The 23,897-nt window shown below is 65.8% G+C and carries 22 protein-coding genes; 9 read left to right on the top strand and 13 right to left on the bottom strand.

The genetic code is table 11. From position 1 onward, the window contains the following. Positions 1-67 precede the first annotated feature (67 nt). The 7 genes from AC5V87_RS31485 to AC5V87_RS31455 form a co-directional block, all read right to left on the bottom strand. A complete protein-coding gene (locus AC5V87_RS31485; protein ID WP_456843201.1) occupies positions 68-898 on the bottom strand; it encodes an ABC transporter permease in 831 nt (276 codons plus the stop codon). After that, a complete protein-coding gene (locus AC5V87_RS31480) occupies positions 895-2,157 on the bottom strand; it encodes an ABC transporter permease (protein ID WP_495368816.1) in 1,263 nt (420 codons plus the stop codon). Before AC5V87_RS31480 ends, AC5V87_RS31485 begins: the two co-directional genes overlap by 4 nt. A 261-nt stretch (positions 2,158-2,418) precedes the next feature. Continuing rightward, on the bottom strand, positions 2,419-3,477 hold the full coding sequence (locus AC5V87_RS31475) for an ABC transporter substrate-binding protein (protein ID WP_495368815.1): 1,059 nt from the start codon (positions 3,475-3,477) through the stop codon (positions 2,419-2,421). Between the two features lie 49 nt (positions 3,478-3,526). Next, complete coding sequence (locus AC5V87_RS31470; protein ID WP_495368814.1) at positions 3,527-4,636, bottom strand: ABC transporter ATP-binding protein; 1,110 nt, start codon at positions 4,634-4,636, stop codon at positions 3,527-3,529. Positions 4,637-4,743: 107 nt separating this feature from the next. Next, complete coding sequence (locus AC5V87_RS31465) at positions 4,744-6,312, bottom strand: DUF4403 family protein (protein WP_495368813.1); 1,569 nt, start codon at positions 6,310-6,312, stop codon at positions 4,744-4,746. 241 nt (positions 6,313-6,553) lie between these two features. Beyond that, positions 6,554-7,192, bottom strand: a complete 639-nt coding sequence (locus AC5V87_RS31460; RefSeq protein WP_495368812.1) for a Vgb family protein — start codon at positions 7,190-7,192, stop codon at positions 6,554-6,556. A 30-nt stretch (positions 7,193-7,222) separates the two neighbouring features. Further along, on the bottom strand, positions 7,223-8,443 hold the full coding sequence (locus tag AC5V87_RS31455) for a helix-turn-helix domain-containing protein (protein ID WP_495368811.1): 1,221 nt from the start codon (positions 8,441-8,443) through the stop codon (positions 7,223-7,225). A gap of 153 nt (positions 8,444-8,596) precedes the next feature. Between AC5V87_RS31455 and AC5V87_RS31450 the strand changes: the two genes are divergently transcribed. Further along, positions 8,597-9,379, top strand: coding sequence for a DUF899 domain-containing protein (locus AC5V87_RS31450; RefSeq protein WP_456843208.1), 783 nt, complete (start codon positions 8,597-8,599; stop codon positions 9,377-9,379). Then, on the top strand, positions 9,376-9,642 hold the full coding sequence (locus AC5V87_RS31445; RefSeq protein WP_456843209.1) for a hypothetical protein: 267 nt from the start codon (positions 9,376-9,378) through the stop codon (positions 9,640-9,642). Before AC5V87_RS31450 ends, AC5V87_RS31445 begins: the two co-directional genes overlap by 4 nt. A gap of 201 nt (positions 9,643-9,843) precedes the next feature. Here the strand turns inward: AC5V87_RS31445 and AC5V87_RS31440 are convergent, their stop codons facing one another. Beyond that, entirely contained in the window at positions 9,844-10,542 is a 699-nt protein-coding gene (locus AC5V87_RS31440) for a L,D-transpeptidase (protein WP_495368810.1), read from the bottom strand. Between the two features lie 272 nt (positions 10,543-10,814). On the opposite strand from AC5V87_RS31440, the gene AC5V87_RS31435 reads away from it, so the two are divergent. The 3 genes from AC5V87_RS31435 to AC5V87_RS31425 all read left to right on the top strand — a co-directional run bounded on the left by AC5V87_RS31435 (position 10,815) and on the right by AC5V87_RS31425 (position 13,404). Beyond that, positions 10,815-11,867: a glycosyltransferase family 4 protein gene (locus AC5V87_RS31435; protein WP_495368809.1), complete on the top strand. Its 1,053-nt coding sequence runs from the start codon at positions 10,815-10,817 to the stop codon at positions 11,865-11,867. Positions 11,868-11,900: 33 nt separating this feature from the next. Continuing rightward, a complete protein-coding gene (locus tag AC5V87_RS31430; RefSeq protein ID WP_495368808.1) occupies positions 11,901-12,590 on the top strand; it encodes a class I SAM-dependent methyltransferase in 690 nt (229 codons plus the stop codon). A 154-nt stretch (positions 12,591-12,744) separates the two neighbouring features. After that, positions 12,745-13,404 carry a hypothetical protein gene (locus AC5V87_RS31425; protein ID WP_495368807.1) on the top strand — a complete coding sequence of 220 codons (660 nt, stop codon included), beginning with the start codon at positions 12,745-12,747 and terminating at the stop codon, positions 13,402-13,404. A 218-nt stretch (positions 13,405-13,622) separates the two neighbouring features. Here AC5V87_RS31425 and AC5V87_RS31420 read toward each other — a convergent pair whose 3' ends face one another. Further along, positions 13,623-15,287, bottom strand: a complete 1,665-nt coding sequence (locus AC5V87_RS31420) for an aminotransferase class III-fold pyridoxal phosphate-dependent enzyme (RefSeq protein ID WP_456843214.1) — start codon at positions 15,285-15,287, stop codon at positions 13,623-13,625. A gap of 35 nt (positions 15,288-15,322) precedes the next feature. Here AC5V87_RS31420 and asd point away from each other — a divergent pair, with 35 nt between their 5' ends. Both asd and AC5V87_RS31410 read left to right on the top strand, forming a co-directional pair. Beyond that, complete coding sequence (asd, locus tag AC5V87_RS31415) at positions 15,323-16,186, top strand: archaetidylserine decarboxylase (RefSeq protein WP_495368806.1); 864 nt, start codon at positions 15,323-15,325, stop codon at positions 16,184-16,186. Positions 16,187-16,255: 69 nt separating this feature from the next. Beyond that, entirely contained in the window at positions 16,256-16,819 is a 564-nt protein-coding gene (locus AC5V87_RS31410) for an NUDIX hydrolase (protein WP_495368805.1), read from the top strand. A gap of 183 nt (positions 16,820-17,002) precedes the next feature. On the opposite strand, the gene AC5V87_RS31405 is transcribed toward AC5V87_RS31410, so the two are convergent. Then, positions 17,003-18,424: a FecR domain-containing protein gene (locus AC5V87_RS31405; RefSeq protein ID WP_495371981.1), complete on the bottom strand. Its 1,422-nt coding sequence runs from the start codon at positions 18,422-18,424 to the stop codon at positions 17,003-17,005. A gap of 274 nt (positions 18,425-18,698) precedes the next feature. Then, positions 18,699-19,463 carry a DUF2147 domain-containing protein gene (locus AC5V87_RS31400; RefSeq protein ID WP_495368804.1) on the bottom strand — a complete coding sequence of 255 codons (765 nt, stop codon included), beginning with the start codon at positions 19,461-19,463 and terminating at the stop codon, positions 18,699-18,701. A 486-nt stretch (positions 19,464-19,949) separates the two neighbouring features. Between AC5V87_RS31400 and AC5V87_RS31395 the strand changes: the two genes are divergently transcribed. Next, positions 19,950-21,152 (top strand): extensin-like domain-containing protein, encoded by a 1,203-nt coding sequence (locus AC5V87_RS31395; RefSeq protein ID WP_495368803.1) that lies wholly within the window; start codon positions 19,950-19,952, stop codon positions 21,150-21,152. Here the strand turns inward: AC5V87_RS31395 and AC5V87_RS31390 are convergent. Together AC5V87_RS31390 and AC5V87_RS31385 are read right to left on the bottom strand one after the other, a co-directional pair. Next, complete coding sequence (locus tag AC5V87_RS31390; RefSeq protein ID WP_495371980.1) at positions 21,149-21,496, bottom strand: DUF6665 family protein; 348 nt, start codon at positions 21,494-21,496, stop codon at positions 21,149-21,151. The two genes, AC5V87_RS31395 and AC5V87_RS31390, sit on opposite strands and share 4 nt — an antisense overlap. A 52-nt stretch (positions 21,497-21,548) precedes the next feature. Beyond that, on the bottom strand, positions 21,549-22,184 hold the full coding sequence (locus tag AC5V87_RS31385; protein ID WP_495368802.1) for a TetR/AcrR family transcriptional regulator: 636 nt from the start codon (positions 22,182-22,184) through the stop codon (positions 21,549-21,551). A gap of 197 nt (positions 22,185-22,381) precedes the next feature. Here AC5V87_RS31385 and AC5V87_RS31380 point away from each other — a divergent pair, with 197 nt between their 5' ends. Further along, positions 22,382-23,692: an HlyD family secretion protein gene (locus AC5V87_RS31380; protein ID WP_495368801.1), complete on the top strand. Its 1,311-nt coding sequence runs from the start codon at positions 22,382-22,384 to the stop codon at positions 23,690-23,692. The last annotated feature ends 205 nt before the right edge of the window (positions 23,693-23,897 follow it).

Here is a 23,897-nt window from a genome sequence, read left to right as displayed (position 1 = left end):
GCAAAATCAGAAGGGGCGGTCGGTGTTCCGTTCGCCTCCCCCCGCGGGCGGGGAGAGGGAGAAGTTATCAGGCGCGGCCGGCCTTGAGCCGCTCGTTGCGCCGGCGCAGGCCTTCCAGGGTAGCGAGCAGGATGATCGAGACTGTCGTCAGGACCACGGCCGCGGCTGTGATGGTCGGACTGATGTTCTCGCGGATGCCGCTGAACATCTCGCGCGGCAGGGTGCGCTGCTCGGGCCCTGCCATGAACAGCACGATCACCACTTCATCAAAACTGGTCGCGAAGGCGAACAGTGCGCCCGACGCGAGCCCCGGCAGGATCAATGGCAGGATCACGCGGCGGAACGCTTGAAGCGGCGAGGCACCCAGCGAGGCGGCGGCGCGTGCGAGGTTGGTGTCGAAGCTTTGCAGCGTCGCGCCGACCGTGATCACCACAAAAGGCGTCGCCAGCGCGGTGTGGGCCAGGATCAGGCCGAGATAGCTGCCGGTTAGCCCGATGGGTGCGAAGAAGAAGTACAGGCCGACCGCGGTGATGACGCCGGGCACGACGACCGGCGACAGCACGAAAGCCAGGACCAGCGGTTTGAGCCGGCTCTTCCACTGCGCGAGCCCAAGAGCTGCCAGCGTGCCGAGCACCATCGACAGCAGCGTCGAGGCGAAGCCGATGATCATGCTGTTCTTCAGCGAATTCATCCAGCGCGGCGAATTGATGAAGTCGTCGTACCAGCGCAAGGAGAGGCCCGGCAGCGGATAAGTGAGGTACGAGCCGGAGCTGAAGGACAGCGGCATGATGGCGAGGATCGGCGCGATCAGGAAGATGAACACCATCGTCGAGATGGCGATGGTCGCGATCCATGCGATGCGCTGGCTGGCGGTGCGGAGGGAGGGCGTGTCGCTCAATTCTTCATGCCTCCCGTGACCTGCTGGCCCTGCACCAGCTTACCATAGACGAGCGCGAGCAGAACCGTGGCGAGCAGCAGCACCGCGCCCAACGCCGATGCAAGGCCCCAATTGGCCGTCTCGGTGGTGTAAAGCGCGATGAAATAGCTGATCATCTGATCGGCAGCTCCGCCGACGAGGGCCGGCGTGATGTAGTAGCCAAGCGCCAGGATGAAGACGAGGAGGCTTCCCGCGCCGATGCCGGGCAGGGTTTGCGGCAAATAGATCCGCAGGAACGCGGTGCTCGGTGGCGCGCCAAGCGAGGCGGCGGCCCGCATGTAAGCGGGCGAGATCGCCTTCATGCTGCTGTAGAGCGGCAGGATCATGAACGGCAGCAGCACGTGGGTCATGGCCACGCAGACGCCGAAGCGATTGTAGATCAGGCGGAGCGGCTCGTCGATGATGCCGAGCCAGTGCAGGCTGTCGTTCACGACACCCTTGCTCTGCAACAGCACGATCCAGGCGCAGGTGCGGACCAGCAGCGAGGTCCAGAACGGCAGCAGCACGAAGATCATCAGCAGGTTCGATCGGCCCGGCGGCAGCACCGCCAAGAGGTATGCGACCGGGAAGCCGAGGATCAGGCAGAGCGCGGTGACACCGAGGCTGATGAGAAAGGTACGGAGAAAGATGTCGCGATAGATCGCCTGATCCGGTGGGGCCGCGATGATGGCGCCGTCCGCGTTCCGCGTCAGGTCGAGCGCCGCAAGAAGGTAGAAGCCGGTCACCGGGCCGCCAGCATCCTTGATCGTCGTCCATGTGCTGCGCTCGCGCCAGGCCGGGTTGAGCTTGCTCAGCGTCTCCTTTGCCGTGCCTGGCTCGGGCACGGCTTTGAGATTGCGTGCCGTGCTTGTCAGGATCGTGCGAAAGCCGTTCAGGGCATAATTGAGCCGCTTGGCCGCGATGGCGGTGGAGCCGGCGGCGCGCGCTGCCTGGAGGTCGCTTGCCAGCGCCGCATAGGCCTTTTCGTCAGGCAGGCCCTTGCCGTCCCAGTCGGCGAGGGCAGCGATGGTTTGCGGCAGAACCTGGCGCACCTCCCGGTCATCGACCGCGCGCCACAGCATGCCGATGATGGGTCCGGCGAAGGTGAAGAGCAGAAACAGCAGCAGCGGCAGGATCAGCGCCAGCGCCTTGATCTGTCGTGCGCGCTCCGCCCGCCGCAATCGGCGCTTGAGCGGCACGTTGGTCTCGGCATTGGCGCCGGTCAGGGAGACTACCGTCATGGGAGAAGCCCCTTGCAGCGGCCAGAGCAAGCGCCTTGTCCTTCGAGACGATCGCGGAGCCTGTCATCGGGCCGCGCCTTGCGCGGACCCGGTGGCGGTCTCCTCAGGAGGAGGCTCATCGACACCGGTGCTTGTAGAGTCGCTGCCACAAACTCAGACCTCATCCTGAGGGCCCTCCGTAGGCGGGCGTCTCGAAGGATGCGCCGCGGGGGCGCCATTCACCACGTTTTTCCACGCGCCGCATGCCGGCTCGGCCGGGTGCTATTTCGCGGCCCATTTGTTGAAGCGCTCGGTGAGGCGGTCGATGTTCTCGAGCCAGAAGCCGACGTTGATCTCGACCGCGTTCTTGATGTTGTCAGGCGCCGTCGGCAGGTCCTTCAGGACGGCGGGCGCAAGGCGTCCGGCGGCGTCCTTGTTCGAGGTGCCATAGGCAATGTTCTCCGACAGCTTTGACTGGTTCTCCGCCTTGCCGGCAAAATCCAGGAACTTGTAGGCGGCATCCTTGTTCGGGCTGCCCTTCAGGATGACCCAGCTATCGAGGGTGAAGAGCGCACCGTTCCACACGATGCCGAAGTTCTTCTTCTCGTTCTTGTTCGCGGTGTCGATGCGGCCATTGTAGACCGAGGTCATCACCACCTCGCCGGAAGCAAGCAGTTGCGGCGGCTGGGCGCCGGCCTTCCACCAGACGATGTCGCCCTTAATGGTGTCGAGCTTCTTGAAGGCGCGCTCGATGCCTTCGTCGGTCGCCAGCACCTTGTAGACGTCGTTCGGCGGGACGCCGTCGGCCATCAGCGCGATCTCGAGCGTGGTCTTGGGGCCCTGACGCAAAGCGCGTTTGCCGGGGATCTTCTTGGTGTCGAAGAAATCGGCCCAGCCGCTAGGGGCTTCCTTCAGCTTGTCCTTGTCGTAGCCGAGCACGAAATCGTAGAGGATGGCGCCGACGCCGCAAGCGTTGACCGACGGCGGGATATAGGCGGCCTCGCCGCCTATCCGGGAATAGTCCATCTTCTCGAACAGGCCTTCCTCGCAGCCGACCGCGAGTTCGTCGCTCTCGACCTGAACGACGTCCCAGGTGGCCGCGCCACCCTGCACCTTGGCGCGCAATACGCCGATGCCGCCGTCCCAGGACTCGTCGTTCATGGCAATGCCGGTGGCCTTTTTGAAGGGCTCGAAATAGACTTTCTTCTGCGCATCCTGATACGCGCCGCCCCACGACACAACGGTGAGGTCACGCGCCTGCGCGACGGTCGCCAGTGCCGCGCTGGCGCTGAACGCTGCCGCGAACCCCAGAGCAATCTTGCCAGTCTTGCGCTTCAGCATGGTCCTTGTTCCTTCTTCATGTGCATTGCGTCGAGTGTTGATCGTCTGATCAGACGGGATCGAGGGCGAGGCAGTCCTCCGGGCGGAAGGTGACGAAGACGTTTTCGCCTTGTGTCAGGCTGTCATGCGCACCCGGCTGAAGCTTGACCATGAACTCGGCGTTCCCTGAGACATCGAGCACGGCGAGCGCATGGTCGCCGAGATAGATCGTGTTCTGCACCCTGGCCGGCAGTCGATTCGGTCCGTCGTTGGCGGCGCCATCCGCGACAATGGCGATCCGCTCCGGCCGCACCGACAGGGAGGTCGATGCGCCCGCACCTGAGACGTTGACCGCGCGTGCGGTCACGGCGCCGCCACCAGTCAGCGCAACCCTGCAATAGGTCTGGTCGATCGTCTCGACGGTACCGGCGAGCACATTGTTCTCGCCGATGAAGTGGGCGACAAAACTGTTCACCGGACGCTCATACAGCGCGTCGGGCCTGTCGATCTGCTGCACGATGCCGTCGTTGAACACGGCGATGCGGTCCGACATGGTGAGCGCTTCGCTCTGGTCGTGGGTGACGTAGACGATGGTGATGCCCATCGTCTCGTGCAGTTGCTTGATCTCGAGCTGCATCTGCTCGCGCAGGCGCTTGTCCAGGGCGCCGAGCGGCTCGTCCATCAGCACGAGTTGCGGATTGAAAACCAGCGCGCGGGCCAGCGCCACGCGCTGCTGCTGACCGCCGGACAGCTGTCCGGGCCGCCGCTGCGCCATGGTTTCCATCTTGATCATGCGCAACGCCGCGCCGACGCGTTCCTGCGCTTCGGCCTTGCCGGTTTTGCGAACGGAGAGCGGAAAGGCGATGTTCTCCGCGATCGTCAGGTGCGGAAACAGGGCATAGTTCTGGAACACCATGCCGATGTCGCGCTTGTGGGGCGGCACATTCTTGATCGGCCGGTCCGCGAGGTAGATCTCGCCCTGGGTCGGAACCTCGAAGCCGGCCAGCATCATCAGCGTGGTCGTCTTGCCCGAACCCGATGGGCCGAGCAGCGTGAGGAACTCGCCCTTCTTGATGTCGAGATCGAGGTTCTTCACCACGAGATGCTCGCCATCATAGGTCTTCTGAATGCCGGAAAACCGCACCAGTGCCGGCGCGGGCGTGACCATGCCGGCTTCCATGTTGTCCTCGCGTTGTCCCCTACAGTGCTGCGAGACTAGCATCCTCCGGCGAGAATGCCAGCGGCGCAAGCGACGAGGAGGCGCGCGGGACCGGCGCGCACAGCGCGCTACATCCCCGACAGCTTGGTCACGTACACGTTGAGCGAGCCGCCGGCTTCCGCAACCACGCGCAGCGTCTTGGCATCGAAGGCGATGTCGGCGAGGGTCAGGCTGTCGATCTTGGCGTCGACCTTGAGGCCGTCCTCGCTCTTCTGGTAGTCGGCGATCGCGGCTGCAATCTTCTCGCGGGCGTTGGCGGCGATCGGCTTCAAATCGAGCGTCGCCTTCTGCACCAGTGCCTGCTGCATCTGCGGCACCACCGCGCGCGCCGCGGCCCCGAGCAGGCCGAAGGCCGCTTCGGATTCCACCGCGAGCTGGATGTCGGCGAGCCGCAGCGTCTGCTGCGCCTGGTCGAGCATCGGCCGGCCCCAGATGTGCACGGTCGCCTCGGCGCCGAGGCCGAACCAGCTCTTCTTTTCCTTGGCGCGAACCAGCAGCGAGATCAGCAGCCGGTCGCCCGACGGGATCACGTTGACGCTTTTGACGGTGACGTCGACCGGGCCCGAGCCGTCCTCGGGATAGGTGTGACCGACCATCTGCGCCGCGATCAGCTTGTTGATCTCGGTGAAGGGCACGTCGATCGGCACGCCGATGTTCACGCCGGTGCCGGTCGGCGGCACGATCGAGATCTTCTCAGGGAACGGGCAGTCCGGCTTGGACGAGGTCGAGGTGACGCGCGTCTCGAGCTCGAGGCCGAGCAGCAGTGTCACGTTCTGAGCATCGACGCGCGGCTGCGCCGCGATGGCGCGGGTCGGCTTCATCTCCAGCCACAGCGGCGGCAGCGCAGCCGAGCTGCCCGAACCCTGCAGCGGGATCGAGCGGCAGGCCTTGGCCCATTGCAGCTTCGCATTCTCCCGCAGCGAGCCATCGTTGCGGATGCGCTCGGAGACGGCGTTGATCTGCTCGCCGACGGTCTTGTCGATCAGCGGCTTCACCTGCGCCGGCACGTTGACCTTGGCGCCGGCGACGTTGAGGTTGGTGTCGCCGAGATTGACCTGGGCGCCGAGATTGGGTTCGAGGTGCCAGGCGGCGGCAAGCTTCGGGCGCGAGGTGACGACCACGTTGCCCTTGATCTCGGCGCTGGCGTTCAGGTTCTTGATGTTGACCGCGCCGATCCGTTTCGCCGCGTCACCGCCGAGCACGCTGCCGAGCGCATCGCCGAGCGCGCCGGTGGCCTTGGACGACAGCGAGCCCGTCACGTTCAGCTTGCCGCTGAGCGGCGTCGAGATCGTCAGCACGTCCTTGTCGCCGGTGGCCGCCATCGGCCCACGCACGGCGGACCAGCCGATGTCGGCGTTCTCCAGGATTTGCGAGATCGGGTTGTCGGCCTTGCCGGCAAAATTGCGCGGCGCGGCCTTCTCGGCCTGCTCGCGGATCGCCGACAGCGCAATCGCGACCGGGGCCACGACGATCGAGCTCTTCGCGACCGGCGGCAGCGGCGGCAGCTGCGCGACCGGCGGCGCCGAATTCGTCGCGCGCGGCGAAAGCCAATCCATCGCCTTCAGGCTGATGAAGAACGACGCCGCGAGCACCGCCACGGCGATCAGGATAATCTTCAGATTCCATGTCAGACGCATCAATCCCCCAAGCCGCCCCGGCGGGGATTTTACAGGGCGGGCGAGGAGGGCGCTAGAGCGCACCGATGGGGTGGAATTGGGGCGAATGTGTTAACGGCCGCGATCGTGCCGTTGCCGCGTGTTCGGGCCATCTTGTCAGACTAAAGCGCGATGAGATTTGGACAAATCGTCATCGCGCTTTAGGTTGTTGTTTAGGCATGATCTTTCCGGAAAACCGCTTCGCACTTTTCCGGATCATGCTTTAGCCGCGCTTGGGACGGCGGATCGCTCTCACATTGCCGCGCTCTCCACCGCCGCAGAAGAAGCGATCAGCGCCGTCAGACTCAAGGCCAGAGACCATCGTCCCAGCGGGCAGGTCGAGCTGCTCCAGCACCTTGCCGGTCTGGGGATCGATCCGCCTGATGTCGCTGTCCTCGCCTTCCCAGGTGCCGTGCCAGAGCTCGCCGTCGACCCAGGTGACGCCGGTGACGAAGCGCTTGCTCTCGATCGTGCGCAGAACCTTTCCGGTTGCGGGATCGATCTGATGGATCTTGCGCTCGCGATATTGCCCGACCCAGAGCGAGCCCTCTGCCCAGGCAAGCCCGGAATCGCCACCGCCGCCGGGCGCGGGAATCGTGCCGAGCACCTTGCCGGTCGCGGCATCGATCTTCTGGATGCGGTCCTCGGCGATCTGAAACAGGTGGCGGCCATCGAACGCCGTTCCCGCATGCGCGGCGACATCGATCGTGCGCGCGACCTTGCCGCTGGAGGGATCGAGCGCATTCAATCTGTCACCGGAGGCGAACCAGACATGAGTGCCGTCATAGGTGACGCCGTGCACGGCCTCGACACCCGCAAACGGCCCGTACTCCCTGACGATCTCGGCGGCTGAACGTTTCATGTGCGTGGTCCCTGTGAGGTGCCGCCGACCTTACGTTTTCAGCAGCGGCGTGGGGAGTAACAAGCCTGTCGGGAATCCCGGGACCGGCGGGGTCATCCAGCGCCGCGCCCGTCCGTGTCCGAACGACTGCACCTTGTTCGATCGCGCCAGCTCGTCGAGCGCCCGCTGCACGGTGCGCGCGCTGGTTCCGAGCGCCAGCGCGAGCGCCGAGCTCGACCACGGCTCGCCGTCGGCAAGAAAGGCGAGAACGGCGGCGTGCTTTTCCTCGACGGGCCGCGCCAGCACGAGAATGTCGCGCGTCTTGCGCGGTGCCAGCACAAAGCCCTGCTTCGTCGCGCTGATGTCGGCCAGCGGCTTCAGCTTGGTGCGAAGCCGCCCGATCTCGACGCGCAATCGCGCGCGATGCGATTCGTCGACGTGCTTCGCCCGGAATGCGCCTGACATCAGCATCTCCCGCGAGACATCCGCGGGCCACGCCTGCGCCAGCAGGCGCGCGAGCGCGAACAGCACCGGCCGCGTTCCGAGCGACACGGCAACGCCTTGCCGGCGCACGACGTGATGGAAGGTGTCCACGACCAGCGCCGTCGAGGTCGCCAGTCTTTCGACTTCTCCGAGCAACAACGGGTGTTCGCTGCCGCCCGCGATCAGCCGTGCGGCCGGCGTGTCGAGGATGAGGTTCGCGCTCTCGACCTCGGCCAGGAGCGCCGGGATCTTTGCCTGCCGTGCTGCGCGCGCCGCGCGGCCGAGCGCCGCGCGCGCATCTTCGGTTCTGAGCCGCCTGATTGCGATGCCGGCGGCGACGAGCTCGCGGATGGCCTGGGACGCAGGCGGGAGCGGGGGCGCGCCGAGCCCGGCCAGCGTCTGCTCGGCCTCGTCGACACGTCCGACGAGGAGAAGGCGCCGCGCTTCGATATGGCCCGCATGCGCGGCGTTGGCGAGATCGCCGTGCTTCTGCAGCGTTGCGCGCGCGGCCGCGAGCGCTTTCACGGGCCAGCTCAGGTCACGTGAGACCAGCGCGATCTCGGCCTCGGCCACGACGCATCTTGCCCGCGCCACCGCCTCGCGCGGACCGAATGCGCGTGCGGCGCTCCGCAGCAGTGTCTTCGCCTTGGCGAGATCGCCGAGCTGCGCCATCGCGATGCCACGCAGCGCCAGCGATGGCGCATCGTTGCGCAGCGCCACGCGGTTCAGAGCGCCGAGCGGATCGCCGGCCTCCAGCGCGCGCGCCGCAGCCGTGATCAGCGATTCCATTCAAATCCCGCCACACTTGTTACTCCCACCGCGCAACGGCTCGGTGCCAGAAATCGTCGAGGGCCGACGATGTGCGGCGAGGGGCGAACGGTTCCGCACCTGCCTTGGCGGGATCCGGACCGGGCGCCCGGACGAGAGATTTGGAGAGCTATCATGACATCAGCCGACAACGCAGGAACGAACGGGATGCAAACACCGCCGGTGGTATCGCCGCAGGACTGGGAGGCCGCCCGACTGCAATTGCTCGTGAAGGAAAAGGCGCTTACCCGCGCCCGCGACGCCCTGGCCGCCGAGCGCCGGCGCATGCCGTGGATGGAAGTGACCAAAGCCTACGCGTTCGAGGGGCCCGGCGGCAAGATCAGTCTGGCCGATCTGTTCCAGGGCCGGCGGCAGCTGATCGTCTACCGCGCCTTCTTCGAGCCGGGCGTGTTCGGCTGGCCCGATCATGCCTGCCGCGGCTGCTCGATGGTCGCCGACCAGGTCGCGCATGTCGCGCACCTCAATGCGCGCGACACCACGCTGGTGTTCGCCTCGCGCGCACCGCAGGCCGAGATCGCCAGGTTGAAGAAGCGGATGGGCTGGACCATGCCCTGGGTCACCATCACCGACAGCTTCGACAAGGATTTCGGCGTCGACGAATGGCACGGCACCAACGTGTTCTTCCGCGACGGCAACCGCATTTTCCGCACCTATTTCGTCAAGAGCCGCGGCGACGAGCAGATGGGCGGCACCTGGAACTATCTCGACATCACGCCGCTCGGCCGGCAGGAGGTCTGGGAGGATTCGCCTCCCGGCTATCCGCAGACGCCGACCTACAAATGGTGGAACTGGCACGACAGCTACGAGGAAGGCGCCGCGCCCGACGAGAAATGGGTGGAGGTCTCGGACGCCGGCGAGAGGGCATTTCGCGAGGCGGCTGCGGGCGAACGGAAATGAGCAGCCCCGTCAGCGCGACCCCCAATGACAGCCGTGACGGCGTCGCCGCCGCGCGCCACTTCGCCAGATGGCTGGCCTTAGCGGCCACACCGACCTTCGCGATCATGGCCGTGCTGACGGCAGTGCTCGGCGGCCCGGCAGACATGCTGTGCGTCGCCGGACACGGCTCCGTGCTCGGCGGGATGGTGCCGATGTATCTCCTGATGAGCGCGTTTCATTCGGCGGCGTGGCTGCGCCTGATTGCGGGGCGGTGGGGTGGTTAGCGGTTATCGTGCGCACATTTCGTCCGTCGCGGCAGGCATTCGCGAAGCAGGTGGTGCAGCCGGGAGCCGCACACTCAGCCCTCATCCTGAGGGCCCGCCATAGGCGGGCGTCTCGAAGGGGATGTGCCGCAAACGCCGACGCCGAACGCAAACGGCCCCGGTCTCGCCGGGGCCGTTCACATCTCTATCCTGTCCCGTCGTTTAGCGCGTCGCGGCGCCGAGGTCCGCGCGGCGTTCCGACATCGGCAGCACGATGACCTTGGTGCCGACATTGACGCGGGAATAGAGGTCGGTGACGTCTTCATTGGTCATGCGGATGCAGCCGGAGGAGACGTGCTTGCCGATGGTCTCGGGGGCGTTGGTGCCGTGGATGCGGTAGATGGTGCCGCCGAGATACATGGCGCGGGCGCCAAGCGGGTTGCCGGGGCCGCCGGCCATGTGGCGCGGCAGATAGGGCTGGCGGGCGATCATCTCCGGCGGCGGGGTCCAGTCCGGCCACTCGGCCTTCTTGCTCACCGACTGGATGCCCGACCAGGTGAAGCCGTCGCGACCGACGCCGATGCCGTAGCGCAGCGCCTGGCCGCCTCCGAGCACGTAATAGAGATAGGTGTTCGGCGTATCTATGATGATGGTGCCCGGCGCCTCGCGCGTCGCGTAGGAGACGGTCTGGCGGCGGAAGCGCGCCGGCATCTCGACCGCGTCCTGATCCTCGGATGGCGCGGTCTGATAGGTCGGCGCCTGGTAGGGCTGCAGTGCGGACATCGGCGGCAGCGGCTGGAAGAACGGGAAGAGCTGCACGGGCGCGGCCTTGGCCGGGCCGGCGAATGCGATTGCGGAGATCGCGGCTGCGCCAAAAGCAACGGCGCGCGAATACGCCTTGAACGTGTCCAGATTGAACATTGATCGCCCCTGTTTGCTCGGTGTGTTGACCACCGCGGCACCGTTTCGGTGCTCCGTTGCCTAAATTCCTAACGGAAAGAAGTTTCGGGACGTTTGCGCGGAAAACCGAAAACGGTTTCTTCGCGGCAAGGATTGTTTCATGACAGTTTCGTGGCCCGGCGCGCCTGTTAACCAACAAAACAGCGGGCCGACATTTATGTGACGTCACACGCCTGAAATATCCGTGGTTGATGGTCGTAAGCCGAGAATCATCAACCTCTCGGGATTTTCCCATGCGGGTATTAATCGCGACTGACGCCTGGCATCCGCAGGTCAACGGTGTGGTCCGCACTCTGACCTCGCTGGCCAACGCCGCCAAGGCGCTCGATGTCGAGATCGACTTCCTCACCCCGGACGGCTTTCCGTCCTGGCCGCTGCCGACCTATCCGGGCCTGCGCATCGCGCTGCCGAGCGGAAAGGAGATCGCGCGGCGGATCGAGAAGGCGGCGCCGGACGCGCTGCACATCGCGACCGAGGGGCCGATCGGCTGGGCCGCGCGCGCCTATTGCCGCCGCAACCGCCTGGCGTTCACGACCTCCTATACGACGCGTTTTCCCGAATATGTCTCGGTGCGGACCGGCATCCCGGCCGCGGTCGGCTATGCCGTGCTGCGCCACTTCCACGATGCCGCCGCAATGACCATGGTGGCGACGCCCTCGCTGCGCCAGGAGCTCTCGGAACGCGGCTTCAAGCGGCTCGGCTTCTGGACGCGCGGCGTCAACACCGAGCTGTTCCATCCCGACAGCCCCGCCAAGCTCGACCTGCCGCGCCCGATCTTCATGACCGTGGGCCGCGTGGCGGTGGAGAAGAATCTCGAAGCCTTCCTCTCCCTCGACCTGCCCGGCACCAAGGTCGTCGTCGGCGACGGCCCGCAGAAGGCGGCGCTGGAAAGGAAATATCCCGACGCGGTATTTCTCGGCGAGAAGAAGGGCGCGGATCTCACCGCGCATCTCGCCGCGGCCGACGTCTTCGTCTTCCCGAGCCTGACCGACACATTTGGCGTGGTGCAGCTCGAGGCGCTCGCCTGCGGCACGCCGGTTGCGGCGTTTCCGGTGACGGGCCCGAAGGATGTCATCGCCGATCATCCGATCGGCGCGATCGACCATGATCTGCGTACCGCGTGCCTGCGCGCGCTCACGATGTCGCGCGAGACCTGCCGCAACTTCGCGCTGGAGCGCTCCTGGGAGAACAGCGCGCGCCAGTTCGTCGGCAATCTCACCTCACTTCAGCCCAGCCGCGTCCTGCGCGCCTCGCCTCGCATGGCGCGGCGGCCGGTGCGCGGTTGATCACCCCTTTGAACCATAGCGAGAACCTCATCGATGGCTAAGATCATGAACCTTGACGGCACCCAGCAGCTCGACCTCACCCGTGGCACGGTCGAGCAGGCCTATGATCGCTGGGCGCCCGTCTACGATCTCGTGTTCGGGGGCGTGTTCGCCAAGGGCCGCCAGGCCGCCATCGCGGCCACCAACAAGATCGGCGGCCGCGTGCTCGAGGTCGGCGTCGGCACCGGCATCTCGCTGCCGCTCTACGCGCCGCATCTGCGCATCTTCGGCACCGACATTTCGGAAGCCATGCTCGACAAGGCGCGCCGCCGCGTCAACGAGGGCAAGCTCAAGAACGTCGAGGGCCTTGCGGTGATGGACGCCGAGAAGCTGGAATTCCCCGACAATTCCTTCGACGTCGTGATGGCGCAGTACGTCGTCACCGCCGTGCCGAATCCGGAGAAGGCGCTCGACGAATTCGCCCGCGTGCTGCGTCCGGGCGGCGAGCTGATCATCCTGACCCGCGTCAGCGCCGACACCGGCATGCGCCGCTTCATCGAGCAGAAACTCCAGCCGGTGGTGCGTCCGCTCGGCTTCCGCACCGCCGAGTTCGCCTGGTCGCGTTACGCGAAATGGCTGGCCGGCGCGCATGGCATGGAGCTCGCCGAGCGCCGCCTGATTCCGCCGCTCGGCCACTTCTCGCTGGTGCGCTTCCGCAAGGTCGACGTCGCCAAGGCAGCCTGAGCAAGGCTGCGTAGGAGCGGCGGCTCGCTCCGCCGCTCACGCGTTTGCGTGCGTCATCGCGCCGCTGCACATCGTCATATGACAAAATGATGATGTCACACGGCCTACATCGAATCCCTGTAAATCCAGAACCCGAAGCATTTTGGGAGAGAGCATGATCAAGAATTATCTCGAGCAGCTGCGGATCCAGCGCTGGGACGACCATCGCTACTATCACCACAGCCGCATCAATCAGAGCCTGCACTTCGTCAGCGCGCTGAGCTTTCTCTTTGCCTATGTCTGGCTGTTCGTCGACCCCGTGATCTCGGCGCTGGTCGGCTGGCTGGTCTCGATGACCTCGCGCCAGGCCGGTCACTTCTTCTTCGAGCCGCACGATTACGACCACATCAACCAGGCGACGCACGAGTACAAGGAAGAGATCAAGGTCGGCTACAACCTTCAGCGTAAGGTGGTGCTGATGGCGATCTGGGCGCTCTCGCCGCTGGTGCTGGTGGTCGATCCGACGCTGTTCGGCCTGTTCACGCCCTGGGCGACCGCGACCGACTTCATGCGTCAGGTCGCCAAGATCTGGCTGGTGATCGGCGGTGGCGGCCTTTTGTTCCGCACCGTGCACCTGTTCTTCATCCGCGATGTCGAGACCGGCCTCGTCTGGATGACCAAGATCCTGACCGACCCCTTCCACGATTTGATGCTCTATCGCTCTGCTCCGCTGGCGCTGATGCGCGGCGAGCTGATGGACCCCGGCCTGCACCTCAACCCCGAGCACACGCTGGGCCTCATTGCCGAGCCCGCGCTCGAAGAGCAGCACGCCTGAGCACGCGGCTAACACCCAATACTCCGATGTCTGATGGTTGCGTCATGCCCGGGCTTGTCCCGGGCATCCAGGTCTTGGGGGATGCCGCAAGCATTGTCATTCCGGGGCGATGCGAAGCATCGAACCCGGATACTCGAGATTCCGGGTTCGGCTCTTCGAGCCGCCACGGAATGATAGTGGCTGTGCGGCGAGTGGCTGTGCGGCGCGGAGATCGAGCCTCAGCGCCTAAAGCGCTTGGCGAGCATCTCTTTCAAAATCTGCCGCTTGATGCGCTTGTTGGTGAGCACGCCGTCGTGCCACCAGAAGCCGTCGGCCTTCATCTTCTCGGCGGCGCGGACGAAGCGGTCGGCGACCTCAGCGAAGTCGGCATCGGTGTAGTTGAGGCTGAAGATCAGCCGTCCCGTGCCGACCCAGCTCAGCGCCAGGCCCTCGGCGCGCAGATAATATTGCAGCATCCAGTTGTAGCGGGACGGTGTGGTGTATTTCACCGTCCAGATCGACGAGAGGTTGGCGAACTGCACCGGCAGCTCGGCGTCGGTCATCATCTGGTTGAGCTTCTGGACGCGGCCGTTCCAGGTCGCATCCAGCCCATCATAGATGGCGCGGAAGTTCGGGCTGGCGAGCCGGCTCAAGAATTCGTCCATCGCCGTCATGACGTAGGGATGCGAGTTGAAGGTGCCGCGCGCGAAGCAGATGTCGGCGGGACGGTCGTCGCGGAAGCGGCGCATCAATTCGCGTCTGCCGCAGACCACGCCGACCGGCAGGCCGCCGGCAAGGCTCTTGCCGTAGGTCACCATGTCGGCCTTGACGCCGAAATATTCCTGGGCGCCGCCGGCAGCGAGACGGAAGCCGACGAAGACCTCGTCGAAGATCAGCACGATGCCGCGCCGGTCGCAGACCTCGCGCAGCTTCTTCAGCCACTCGGTATAGGCCGCGCGATCGAAATTGCCGCCGCGCGAGGAATCGACCAGCGAGGAATCGCCGGGCGCGTTGACGTTCGGATGCAGGCCCTGGAGCGGGTTGACCAGCACGCAGGCGATGTCCTTGCGCGTGCGCAGCACGTGCAGCGTCTTCTCGGACATTTCGGAGAGCGTGTAGGTCTCGTGCGCGGGGATCGGATTGCCGACGCCGGGCTGCACGTCGCCCCACCAGCCGTGATAGGCGCCGGCGAAGCGGACCAGATGCGTGCGCTTGGTGTGGTAGCGCGCAAGGCGGACCGCCTGCATCACGGCTTCGGTGCCGGACATGTGGAACGAGACCTCGTCGAGACCCGAGATCTGGCAGAGCCGCTGCACGTTCTCGAGGATGACGGGGTGGTAGGGGCCGAGCACCGGGCCGAGCGCATGCGCGCGCTTCTCCGAGCTCTCGATGCACTCCTTGTAGAAGTCGTTGCCGAAGATGTTGACGCCGTAGGATCCGGTGAGGTCGTAGGAGGTATTGCCGTCGACATCGGTGACGGTGACGCCGCTGGAGGATTCCATGAAGGTCGAGGTGCCCAGATGCTCGCGGACCAGACGCGAGAACTGGAACGGCACGCGGTAGCTCTCGGTGAAGTTGAGGTCGGAGATCGTCTCCGCCGCTTCCTTCGTCATCGCGCGGCCCTTGGGGTAGCGCTCGGCGTAGATTTGGGCGAGGCGGAAGAAGGCGTCCTTGCGCTGCTTCACCACGTTGTCAGGCGCGCCGTCGCAGCCGAAATACTCGTCGCCCTCGAACTCGTAGAACGGGAGCAGCTTTGCCACCCGCCGCGACATCTTGGAGTGTCCGGCAAGCGAGCGGTGCTTGGCGCGGGACAATTCGACCCGCGCCTTGATCTTCGGGAGGACGGCGGCAGCGGACGCTGCGGCGGCCACGGACATCGAGAGAATCGGGAGTGTCGTTTCCATGACAACAAGCGCTAACCCTGTGAGCTGACAGATTCATGACAGTCAAAGCCCTGATCGCCTCTTTCACCCAGCAGGAAGACCTCAACTTCCTCTTGACCAACCGCATCCCGCGCGCGGCCCTGACCCGGTTCATGGGCTGGTTCTCCAAGATCGAGAATCCACTGGTGCGGGACTTCTCGATCGCGCTGTGGAGGCTGTTCTCCGACCTCGATCTGTCGGAAGCGCGCAAGACTCATTTTAGGAGTCTGCACGACTGCTTCACCCGGGAGCTGAAGCCAGGCCTCAGGCCATTTGACCCGGACCCTTCCGTCGTCGCGAGTCCCTCCGACGGCATCGTCGGCGCCCATGGGCGGATCGCCGACACCGAGCTGTTCCAGGTCAAGGGTGCGCCGTATTCGCTGCTGGACCTCGTCGGTGATTCCGCGCTGGTCGACCAGCATCGCAACGGAAGCTTCGTCACGCTGCGGCTGACCTCGAGCATGTATCACCGCTTCCATGCGCCCTATGACGCGCATATCGAGCGCGTCACGCTGATCCATGGCGACGTCTGGAACGTCAACCCGATCGCGCTCAAGCGCGTGGAGCGGCTGTTCTGCAAGAACGAGCGCGCGGTGATCCGCACGCATCTTTCGACCGGCGAGGCGGTGACGCTCGTGCCGGTTGCTGCGATCCTGGTCGCAAGCATCCGGTTGCACTTCCTCGACATGGTGCTGAACGCGCAGACCCGCGGCCCGGTCAATTTCCCCTGCGACGTCAACGTGACCAAGGGTGAGGAGCTCGGCTGGTTCGAGCACGGTTCGACCATCATCATCCTGGCGCCCAGCGATTTTACCTTCTGCGACGGCATTGCCGAGGGCACGCGCATTCGCGCAGGTCAAGCGCTGTTGAAAAGAAAGTAGCCTTCAATCTGCCGTGGCCGTCGCCTATATCGTCCGCGGGGACCACTCTGACGACGACGGGTTTAGGTAATGGCGCGAGCGCCGGTGATGGCGGCGGGGGGTATCGTGCTGCGGCGTGGTTCGACGCCGCTGATCGCGATCGTGCGCCAGCGCAAGCGCAACGAATGGGTCCTCCCCAAGGGCAAGCTCGACGACGGCGAGACGCCGCGAGAGGCCGCGCACCGCGAGGTGCTGGAAGAGACCGGCCATGACGTGGCGATGCACGAGTTTTTGGGCACGCTGGTCTATCAGTCGGGCGGGCGCTCGAAGGTCGTGCATTTCTGGCGGATGGAGGCCGAGGGCGGTCCCGTCCGCAAGCTGATGAACGACATCAAGGCGGTGGACTGGCTGACACTCGACGACGCGCTCGCGCGCCTGTCGCGCGAATATGAGCGCGCGTTCCTCACCCAGGTCGGCCCGATCGCGATCGCCGCGGCGGGACCTGCACCGTCACCCGCTCCGGAGCCGACGCTGGCCGCCGACGACATCGATGCAACGTTGCAGACGCTGACACCGGCCGAGGCTGCTTCTGTCGATGAACTGCGGCACGGCCTGTTGCAGAAGGTACGGGCCTGGCTGCGCGGCGAGGCGTGAGTTTTTCCGTTCGTCTCTCTCCACGCCGTCATTGTGAGCGCAGCGAAGCAATCCAGAATCTTTCCGCGGAGGGACTCTGGATTGCTTCGCTGCGCTCGCAATGACGGGGAGGGAGCAGCACGCTTCGCTTTGCCCACCCGCTACGAGAAAATTCGCCCGCGACGAAGAGCGGAGCCTTCCAACCTACTGCTTCTTCTTTTCCTTCGGAACCTGAACTGGCGCGGGTCTGCGCGGCGCGGCGGGGCGTTGCGCGCCGGGCAGGTGCTGCTGGAAGCCGGGCTGGAGTGGTACGGCGCCTTGTTGCGGCTGGGCAGTCGGCGGCGCGCCGGGCTGACCGGGCCGTAATCCGGTGTGCGGCGGCGTCGCGCCAGGCTGAGGCGTGGCGGCTCCTGGCGCTTGCGGAGATTGTCCGCTGCGCTGTGGCTGCGTCTGCGGTGCGCCACCGGGTTGCGTGCCCTGTCCCGCGCGCGGCTGGCTCGTGCGCGGCTTGCCGGGTTGCTGCTGACCCTGACCCGCGCGCGGCGTGCCCGGCTGCGTCGCGCCGCCTTGTCCCTGGCGCTGCGGCGTCTGTGTTCCTTGGCGGCCCGGCGTGCCCGGCTGCTGCTGGCCCGGACGGTTGTTCTGGCCGGGCTGGCCGTTCGGCCGCTGCGGCTGTTGAGCCGGCGCTGTCGTGGGGCGCAGTTGTTGCTGTTGCGGCGGCTGCGCCGGCCGCGGAATGCGGCTGATCGCAGTTGGATTGGCGCGGCGGAAGTCGCGCTGCTCGCTGACGATCTGCCGGCCCGTGGCCTGCGCCAGATGCACCTGGCTGACGAAACCGCGGTCGCGCGCGATCTGCTGCGCAGGAATCGTGATCGGCACCGCGGCAAAGCGCATGACACCGGCGGTGGCGGCGCCGGGGCGGATCGCAAAGCCGCTCGCGGCCCGCGTCAGCGCGCCGAGCCGCGTGCCGCTGGTGCGGTCGTCGACGTCGATGTGGCCGACGCGGCCGTCGGCGTCGGGATAGAGCTTGATGTTAACGTTGCTCGCGCTGTTCGCCGCCGCGCCCTCGGGGACATCGACGACACCGGTGGTGCCGCGGATGCCGAGCGTCGCGGTCGGCGTCGTGATCTTCATGTCGCCGCTCTTCGCCACCGCCGCTGCGACGAACGCGACAGTACCCTTTCCGATATCGAAAATCGCCGAGTTCTGCTTGCCGCCGTCCTCATAGACGTAATTGTCGATGGTGATCTTGGCGCTGGCGGAGAGGTTGAACGTGGTCGCGTCGTTGAAGGTGATCCCGAGCGCGGAGTTCGACGAGGTCTGCACGACGTCGTTGAGATAGATGTCGTCGCGCACACGCAGCGGATAGGAATTCCTGTCGCGGATTACCGTCGCGATCCCCGTCACGGTCGCGACGTTGCCGATCGGCTCGACGGCGGTGGTCTGCGCGTCTGCCGCCGGAGCCGGCGAAGCTGATGGTGTCGGCGAGGGAGCGGGTGTCGGGGAGGCCGCAGGTGCCGGCTGCGCCTGCGCGATTTCGATTGCATCGGATGCACAAGCCACCCGCGCGCCGGCCAGCGGCAAGGCCAGCACAAGCGCGAACATGAAGCGGCGCCAAGCCACCAATGAAGTCACGAGGAGGTCCCGGTGAGAACGCGAGGCGAGATCGGCCGATATCAGCCGGAGGGAGCTGAATGGCGGATGAACGTGAGTCGCGCGGGAGGGGAGAGCGTTCGAACGGCGCGTTCCGGTGTCGGCGACGTGGCGGTCTGTTCATGCTCGTCATTCCGGGGCGCGACGAAGTCGCGAACCCGGAATCTAAAGGATGTGGTACGAGCTTGTCGCTCCAGATCCCGGGTTCGATGCTTTCGCATCGCCCCGGGATGACGCGCTTCGAGCGTCAGCTCACGCGCTTCCAGGTCTGGCCGCCGCAGAACATGCCGCCGAAGGCACAGCCCTGCACGCGCAGTGCGTTCGCGCCCTTCATCGCGATGGTCGAGTCGTAATTGCGGCCGGAGTCGGGATCGTGGATGCGGCCGCTCCACTTCGTGCCATCGGGCTTCATGTTGATCAGGATGCGCTCGTTGGTCTTCTCGGCGTAGCCACACAGATTGGGGCCGCACTGCTCGACACGGACGTTGCCCTTGTTCTCTTCGGTCGCCCACACGCCGATCGGCGAGTTCGGCGCCGCCACGGGTGCGGCGGCCACCGGAGCCGGTGCGGGAGCAGCAGCAACGGGCGCGGGCGCAGCGACGGGAGCGGGAGCTGCAGCAGGCGCGGGCTCAGTCATGTTGTCGTAGCCGGTAGCCGGCGCGGCGGCAACCGTCGTGGCCGGAGCAGGCGCGGTCGCCTGCACCGGCGCCTGCTGCACGGGCTGCTGCTGCACCGGAGCCGGGGCGGGCTGAACCGTCGTCGCCGGGACCGTGGTGTCGACGTCATCGTCCTTGGAGCCGCCAAAACCGTTGAGGTTGATGTTGTTCAGCCTGATCGGCTTGTTCGACAGGCCGGGCGCGACGATGGTGACGCAGTCGAGCGAAGCGCAGTTGCGCGGCGTCTCGATGCGGATGTGCTGGCCGTCGATCTGGAACGCGATCGAGTTGCCGGCATGCGCGGCCGCGCTCGACGCGAGGAAGAGCGCGGCGGCCGCGATGGTGAGCTTGTTCATGACAACCTCCGAAAATGGCGCGGTCCCGGTAATGGACTGGTGTCGCTGGTGGATGAAGCGTGGTTCGACCCTACGCCGCGCCTGCCCCGCCTTCCGTGATGGACGTCATAACGCCGGTGGGTGACTGGGTGAGGCAGCACACATGCAGCAAAAAGTCCCGCGCCTGGATGATCCAGCGCTGGCGGGTGAGCCGGGTGATGCGGTCGGTGTCGTTTCTAGATCACGTCTAGATCACGCCGAGCACGATGGCGCCGACAAAGGCCATGGCGAGGTACGCGGTGATGACGCTCAGTCTCCCAGCGAACGTCATGAGATGTCTCCATGCGCGCCGCTTTGCGCGCCAACATCATGGTTAACAGAGAGTCTCCACTCGAAAAAGTCAGCCTCGCTGTCGCTCGTTCCGCGCGCATGCGGGCCGCCACGGTCAAAGAACGCTGAAGCCGACACGTTGAAGAGTCTTTAAGTAAATTCACCGAACGTGCGTGCATGACGCGCGGAGTTCGTTTGTATCTCGTCGGCTCCATCGTCCTTGTTTCGCTTGCGGGTTGCGGACGCGGCTTTTTCCAGGCCGAACGTGAACCGTGGCGAGCCGAGGCCGAGGCCGCGTGCCTGAAATCGGGCGCGGTCAAGGAAAGCGCGGATATCGTCCGCATCGACCCGATCTCCGGCCCCGGCATGTGCGGCGCCGAGTTTCCGCTCAAGGTCGCGGCCCTTGGCGATGCCTCCGGCACCTATGGTTTTGCTGACGAAGAACTGCGTCCGCCCGGCAGCATCGGTAACCAGCCGCGCTGGCCGGTGACGCAGCCGCAATCGAATTATCCGCAAGGCCAGAACTATCCGTCGTCCTATCCGCAACGCTCGAACTATCCCGAAAGCGCGGCGCGCCAGCCGTCCGCATATGGCGCCTCATCCGGCCCGATGTCGCTGAACGCGCCCGGCGTGGCGCCGCAGGAGGACGAGATCGACCTGCCGCCCGAGGGCACCGATGCCGCGGGCGCGGCGCGCTACATGAATGCGCCGAGCTATCCGGCGCGGCCGGCGCCCTATTCGCAGCCGCCGGCGCAACAGCCGCTGCCACGCCTTGGTCCCGCGCAAGGCAATCCCGTCACCGTGGTCGGTCCCGTCGCGGTGAAGCCGACCGCGACGCTCGCCTGTCCGATCGTGTCCGAGCTCGATCGCTGGCTCGCGGACACCGTGCAGCCGTCGGCAATCCGCTGGTTCGGCGCGCGCGTCGTCGAGATCAAGCAGATCTCCGCCTATTCCTGCCGCGGCATGAACGGCAATCCGCACGCGCACATCTCCGAGCACGCCTTCGGCAACGCGCTCGACATCTCGGCCTTCGTGCTCGCTGACGGCCGCCGCGTCACCGTGAAGGACGGCTGGCGCGGCATGCCGGAAGAGCAGGGTTTTCTGCGCGACGTACAGTCGGGGGCATGCGCGCATTTCACGACGGTGCTGGCGCCGGGGTCCAACGTCTATCACTACGATCATATCCACGTGGATCTGATGCGCCGCGCCAGCCGGCGCCTGATCTGCCAGCCGGCCGCCGTCTCCGGCGACGAGGTTGCCTCGCGCGCGCAGCGGCGCAGCCCCTATGCGAGCTCGCGCGATCCCTACGTGACCGGCTCGCTCGGCGCGCGCAAGGCCACGGCGCGCAAGCAGGACGAGGACGACTACGCCGACGACTAAGGTCTGGATTTCGAGCTTGGCTTCGAAGGAGTGGGGGCCAGCCCCATGCAGCGCTGCACCTCGGCGGGAACGTTGTAGGTGCGCATGATGTGGCGGCTGTCGCGCAGGCCCGACGCCTCGCGTTGCACCACGAACATCCAGAGTGCGTGACCTGCTTCCGCCACCAGCTTGCGCCTTGCCGGTTGCGAGGCGGGCGTCTCGGGAAGCGCGTGCGCGGCGTCGAATTCACGCAGGCGCGTCAGCGCCTGTTCGAGCGCGCGGCCCATCCGTCCAAGCGCTGAGGCCTGTTCCTGGACGATCTCGTAATGGAGGACATCGACGGGCGGGCGAAGATCACGGGACATGGCGCGAATATAGTGCCGCGTCACCGGCTCGCGCAACGCGGCGCGCTTGCCGCTATTTCGCCTGATACGCCGCCAGGAACATCCGCGTCGCGCTGTCGACGACCTCGGTCATGCGCGCTTCCGACGGCGCGGGCGCGGCCTGGAAGACGAAGGGCAGGAAGAGCGAGGCCTTGCACAGTTCCATGAACTGCGAGGCCGCAAGGTCGCAATCGTCGATCCTGAGATTGCCGGAGGCGACATGGACTTTGAGATAGTCCGAGAGGCGGTTGATCGTCTTCTCGAGCACCCGCGCATAATAGCGGCGGCCGACGTCGGGCATGCGCTCGGCGATCGCCATCACGGTGCGGATCGCCGATCCGCCGCCGGGGCGGCAGAGCAGGTGGATATAGGCCTGGCCGAAATCCTTCAGCGTGGTCTCGGCATCGCGCGAGGGATCGAAATTGAACACGACCTGCCCGTGCTGGAGCGCCTCCTGCTCGAGGATGGCTTCGAACAGCGCGCATTTATCGGCGAAGTAGACGTAGAGTGTGCCCTTGGACACCTGCGCCGCGCGTGCGATCTCGCCCATGCTGGCGCCGTCGAAACCGAGATCCATGAACACCTTGCGCGCCCCGTCCAGGATCTGACGGCGCTTCGAGCTGTCCTCCTCTTGGACAACACGGAGCTGTTCGCGGTCGACTACAACCATTGGTTCAGGGTCTCAGCAGGTTTTTGGATCGGGTCCAGAGCCATGAAGCCCAAATAAAGGATTCGGGGCGATAAGGTCGACCCGGGAAAAATATGTATATTGACCGAACGGTTCGGTCAATGATATTTGGAATGTACGAGAGGGAACCGTCTGCACGACGGCGGTCCCTGGTCGTGCTTTTTTGTGGGGAGGCCGTCATGGCCGTATCGAGAGACCAGGCTGCGCGCGTGCTTCGCCAGGACACGGTGGAGAGGACGCCGGAGCGGGCAGGCAGCGAAGCTGCGACTGAAAACCCTGCCGCCCTTGCCGAGCAGTTGCGCTCTCATGTCGCCGAAGAAACCAAGCGCCGCACCAACGAGGCGCCGGAGAAGCCGGTGACCGACAAGCCGGCTGCACCTGCAGCCGCCGATGCGCCGAAATCGGGCAAGCGCAAATTCGTGCTGATGGGCGTCGGCCTTGTGCTGGCGCTCGCGGCCGCAAGCTATGCCGGCTATTACATGCTGGTCGGCCGCTTCTATGTCTCCACTGACGATGCCTACGTCCGCGCCAACAACACCATGCTGGGCGCGCGCGTGGCGGGCCACATCTCGGCGATCCTCGCCGGCGACAACACGCCGGTGAAAGCCGGCGACATCGTCTTCCGCATCGATGACGGCGACTACAAGATCGCGGTCGACGCTGCCGCGACCCGGATCGCAACCCAGCAGGCCACCATCGATCGCATCGGCCGCCAGATCGCGGCGCTCGAAAGCCAGGTCGTCCAGGCCAAGGCGCAGCTGGTCTCGGCCGAGGCCGGCCTCAAGCGCGCCGATCTCGACTATGAGCGCCAGCAGGCGCTGAGCAGCAAGGGCTTTGCCTCGCGCGCCACCTTCGAAAGCTCGGAAGCTGGACGCGACCAGGGCGCCGCGGCGGTGAAGGCCGCGCAGGCCGCCTACGACGTCGCGGTCAGCAATGTCGACGTCACCAAGGCCCAGCAGGCCGAAGCGCAGGCGCAGCTCGCCGAGCTCAAGACAACGCTGGCGAAAGCCGAGCGCGATCTCGCCTTCACCGCGGTGCGCGCGCCCGTCAACGGCACGTTCTCGAACCGTCTCGTCAACGCCGGCGACTTCGTCGCGGTCGGCCAGCGCCTCGGCAATATCGTGCCGCTCGATGACGTCTATATCGACGCCAATTTCAAGGAGACGCAGCTCAAGCGCATCCGCGCCGGCCAGCCGGTGACGATCAAGGTCGACGCCTATGGCATGCGCAAGTTCTCCGGCGTGGTCGACAGCATCGCGGCGGGCGCAGGCTCGGTGTTCACGCTGCTGCCGCCCGACAACGCCACCGGCAACTTCACCAAGATCGTGCAGCGCGTGCCGGTCCGCATCCGCGTGCCGAAATCGGTCTCCAAGCAGAACCTGCTCCGCGCCGGCATGTCGGTCTATGCGACCGTCGACACCAACAAGGGCGCGGCCGACGCCGACAGCGAGGTCGATCTCGACGATCCCACCGCGATCCACCCGCAGTAGGATGGGTGAGATGAGCCGCGGCGCAGCCTCTCGTGCAGGTGCGCTCCCTCTCCCGCTTGCGGGAGAGAGTTGGGGAGAGGGTGTCTCCTCCAGGGAGGCTCCCCAAGAGGAGAAAGCCCTCACCCGGATCGCATCTTCGATGCGATCCGACCTCTCCCGCAATTGGGAGAGGTGTACCCCACTCGCAGCCCGCTCCAACCTGAGC

This window comes from Bradyrhizobium sp. SOJA106, from assembly GCF_059448745.1.
The sequence above is the reverse complement of the archived record's forward strand: the minus strand, read 5'-3'. Positions and strand labels throughout refer to the sequence as shown.

Excerpts from the sequence above, each read along its gene's own strand:
- AC5V87_RS31480 (WP_495368816.1), bottom strand. The coding sequence starts at position 2,157 with ATGACGGTAGTCTCCCTGACCGGCGCCAATGCCGAGACCAACGTGCCG.
- AC5V87_RS31475 (WP_495368815.1), bottom strand. The coding sequence starts at position 3,477 with ATGCTGAAGCGCAAGACTGGCAAGATTGCTCTGGGGTTCGCGGCAGCG.
- AC5V87_RS31470 (WP_495368814.1), bottom strand. The coding sequence starts at position 4,636 with ATGGAAGCCGGCATGGTCACGCCCGCGCCGGCACTGGTGCGGTTTTCC.
- AC5V87_RS31465 (WP_495368813.1), bottom strand. The coding sequence starts at position 6,312 with ATGCGTCTGACATGGAATCTGAAGATTATCCTGATCGCCGTGGCGGTG.
- AC5V87_RS31460 (WP_495368812.1), bottom strand. The coding sequence starts at position 7,192 with ATGAAACGTTCAGCCGCCGAGATCGTCAGGGAGTACGGGCCGTTTGCG.
- AC5V87_RS31455 (WP_495368811.1), bottom strand. The coding sequence starts at position 8,443 with ATGGAATCGCTGATCACGGCTGCGGCGCGCGCGCTGGAGGCCGGCGAT.
- AC5V87_RS31450 (WP_456843208.1), top strand. The coding sequence starts at position 8,597 with ATGACATCAGCCGACAACGCAGGAACGAACGGGATGCAAACACCGCCG.
- AC5V87_RS31445 (WP_456843209.1), top strand. The coding sequence starts at position 9,376 with ATGAGCAGCCCCGTCAGCGCGACCCCCAATGACAGCCGTGACGGCGTC.
- AC5V87_RS31440 (WP_495368810.1), bottom strand. The coding sequence starts at position 10,542 with ATGTTCAATCTGGACACGTTCAAGGCGTATTCGCGCGCCGTTGCTTTT.
- AC5V87_RS31435 (WP_495368809.1), top strand. The coding sequence starts at position 10,815 with ATGCGGGTATTAATCGCGACTGACGCCTGGCATCCGCAGGTCAACGGT.
- AC5V87_RS31430 (WP_495368808.1), top strand. The coding sequence starts at position 11,901 with ATGGCTAAGATCATGAACCTTGACGGCACCCAGCAGCTCGACCTCACC.
- AC5V87_RS31425 (WP_495368807.1), top strand. The coding sequence starts at position 12,745 with ATGATCAAGAATTATCTCGAGCAGCTGCGGATCCAGCGCTGGGACGAC.
- AC5V87_RS31420 (WP_456843214.1), bottom strand. The coding sequence starts at position 15,287 with ATGGAAACGACACTCCCGATTCTCTCGATGTCCGTGGCCGCCGCAGCG.
- asd (WP_495368806.1), top strand. The coding sequence starts at position 15,323 with ATGACAGTCAAAGCCCTGATCGCCTCTTTCACCCAGCAGGAAGACCTC.
- AC5V87_RS31410 (WP_495368805.1), top strand. The coding sequence starts at position 16,256 with ATGGCGCGAGCGCCGGTGATGGCGGCGGGGGGTATCGTGCTGCGGCGT.
- AC5V87_RS31400 (WP_495368804.1), bottom strand. The coding sequence starts at position 19,463 with ATGAACAAGCTCACCATCGCGGCCGCCGCGCTCTTCCTCGCGTCGAGC.
- AC5V87_RS31395 (WP_495368803.1), top strand. The coding sequence starts at position 19,950 with ATGACGCGCGGAGTTCGTTTGTATCTCGTCGGCTCCATCGTCCTTGTT.
- AC5V87_RS31390 (WP_495371980.1), bottom strand. The coding sequence starts at position 21,496 with ATGTCCCGTGATCTTCGCCCGCCCGTCGATGTCCTCCATTACGAGATC.
- AC5V87_RS31385 (WP_495368802.1), bottom strand. The coding sequence starts at position 22,184 with ATGGTTGTAGTCGACCGCGAACAGCTCCGTGTTGTCCAAGAGGAGGAC.
- AC5V87_RS31380 (WP_495368801.1), top strand. The coding sequence starts at position 22,382 with ATGGCCGTATCGAGAGACCAGGCTGCGCGCGTGCTTCGCCAGGACACG.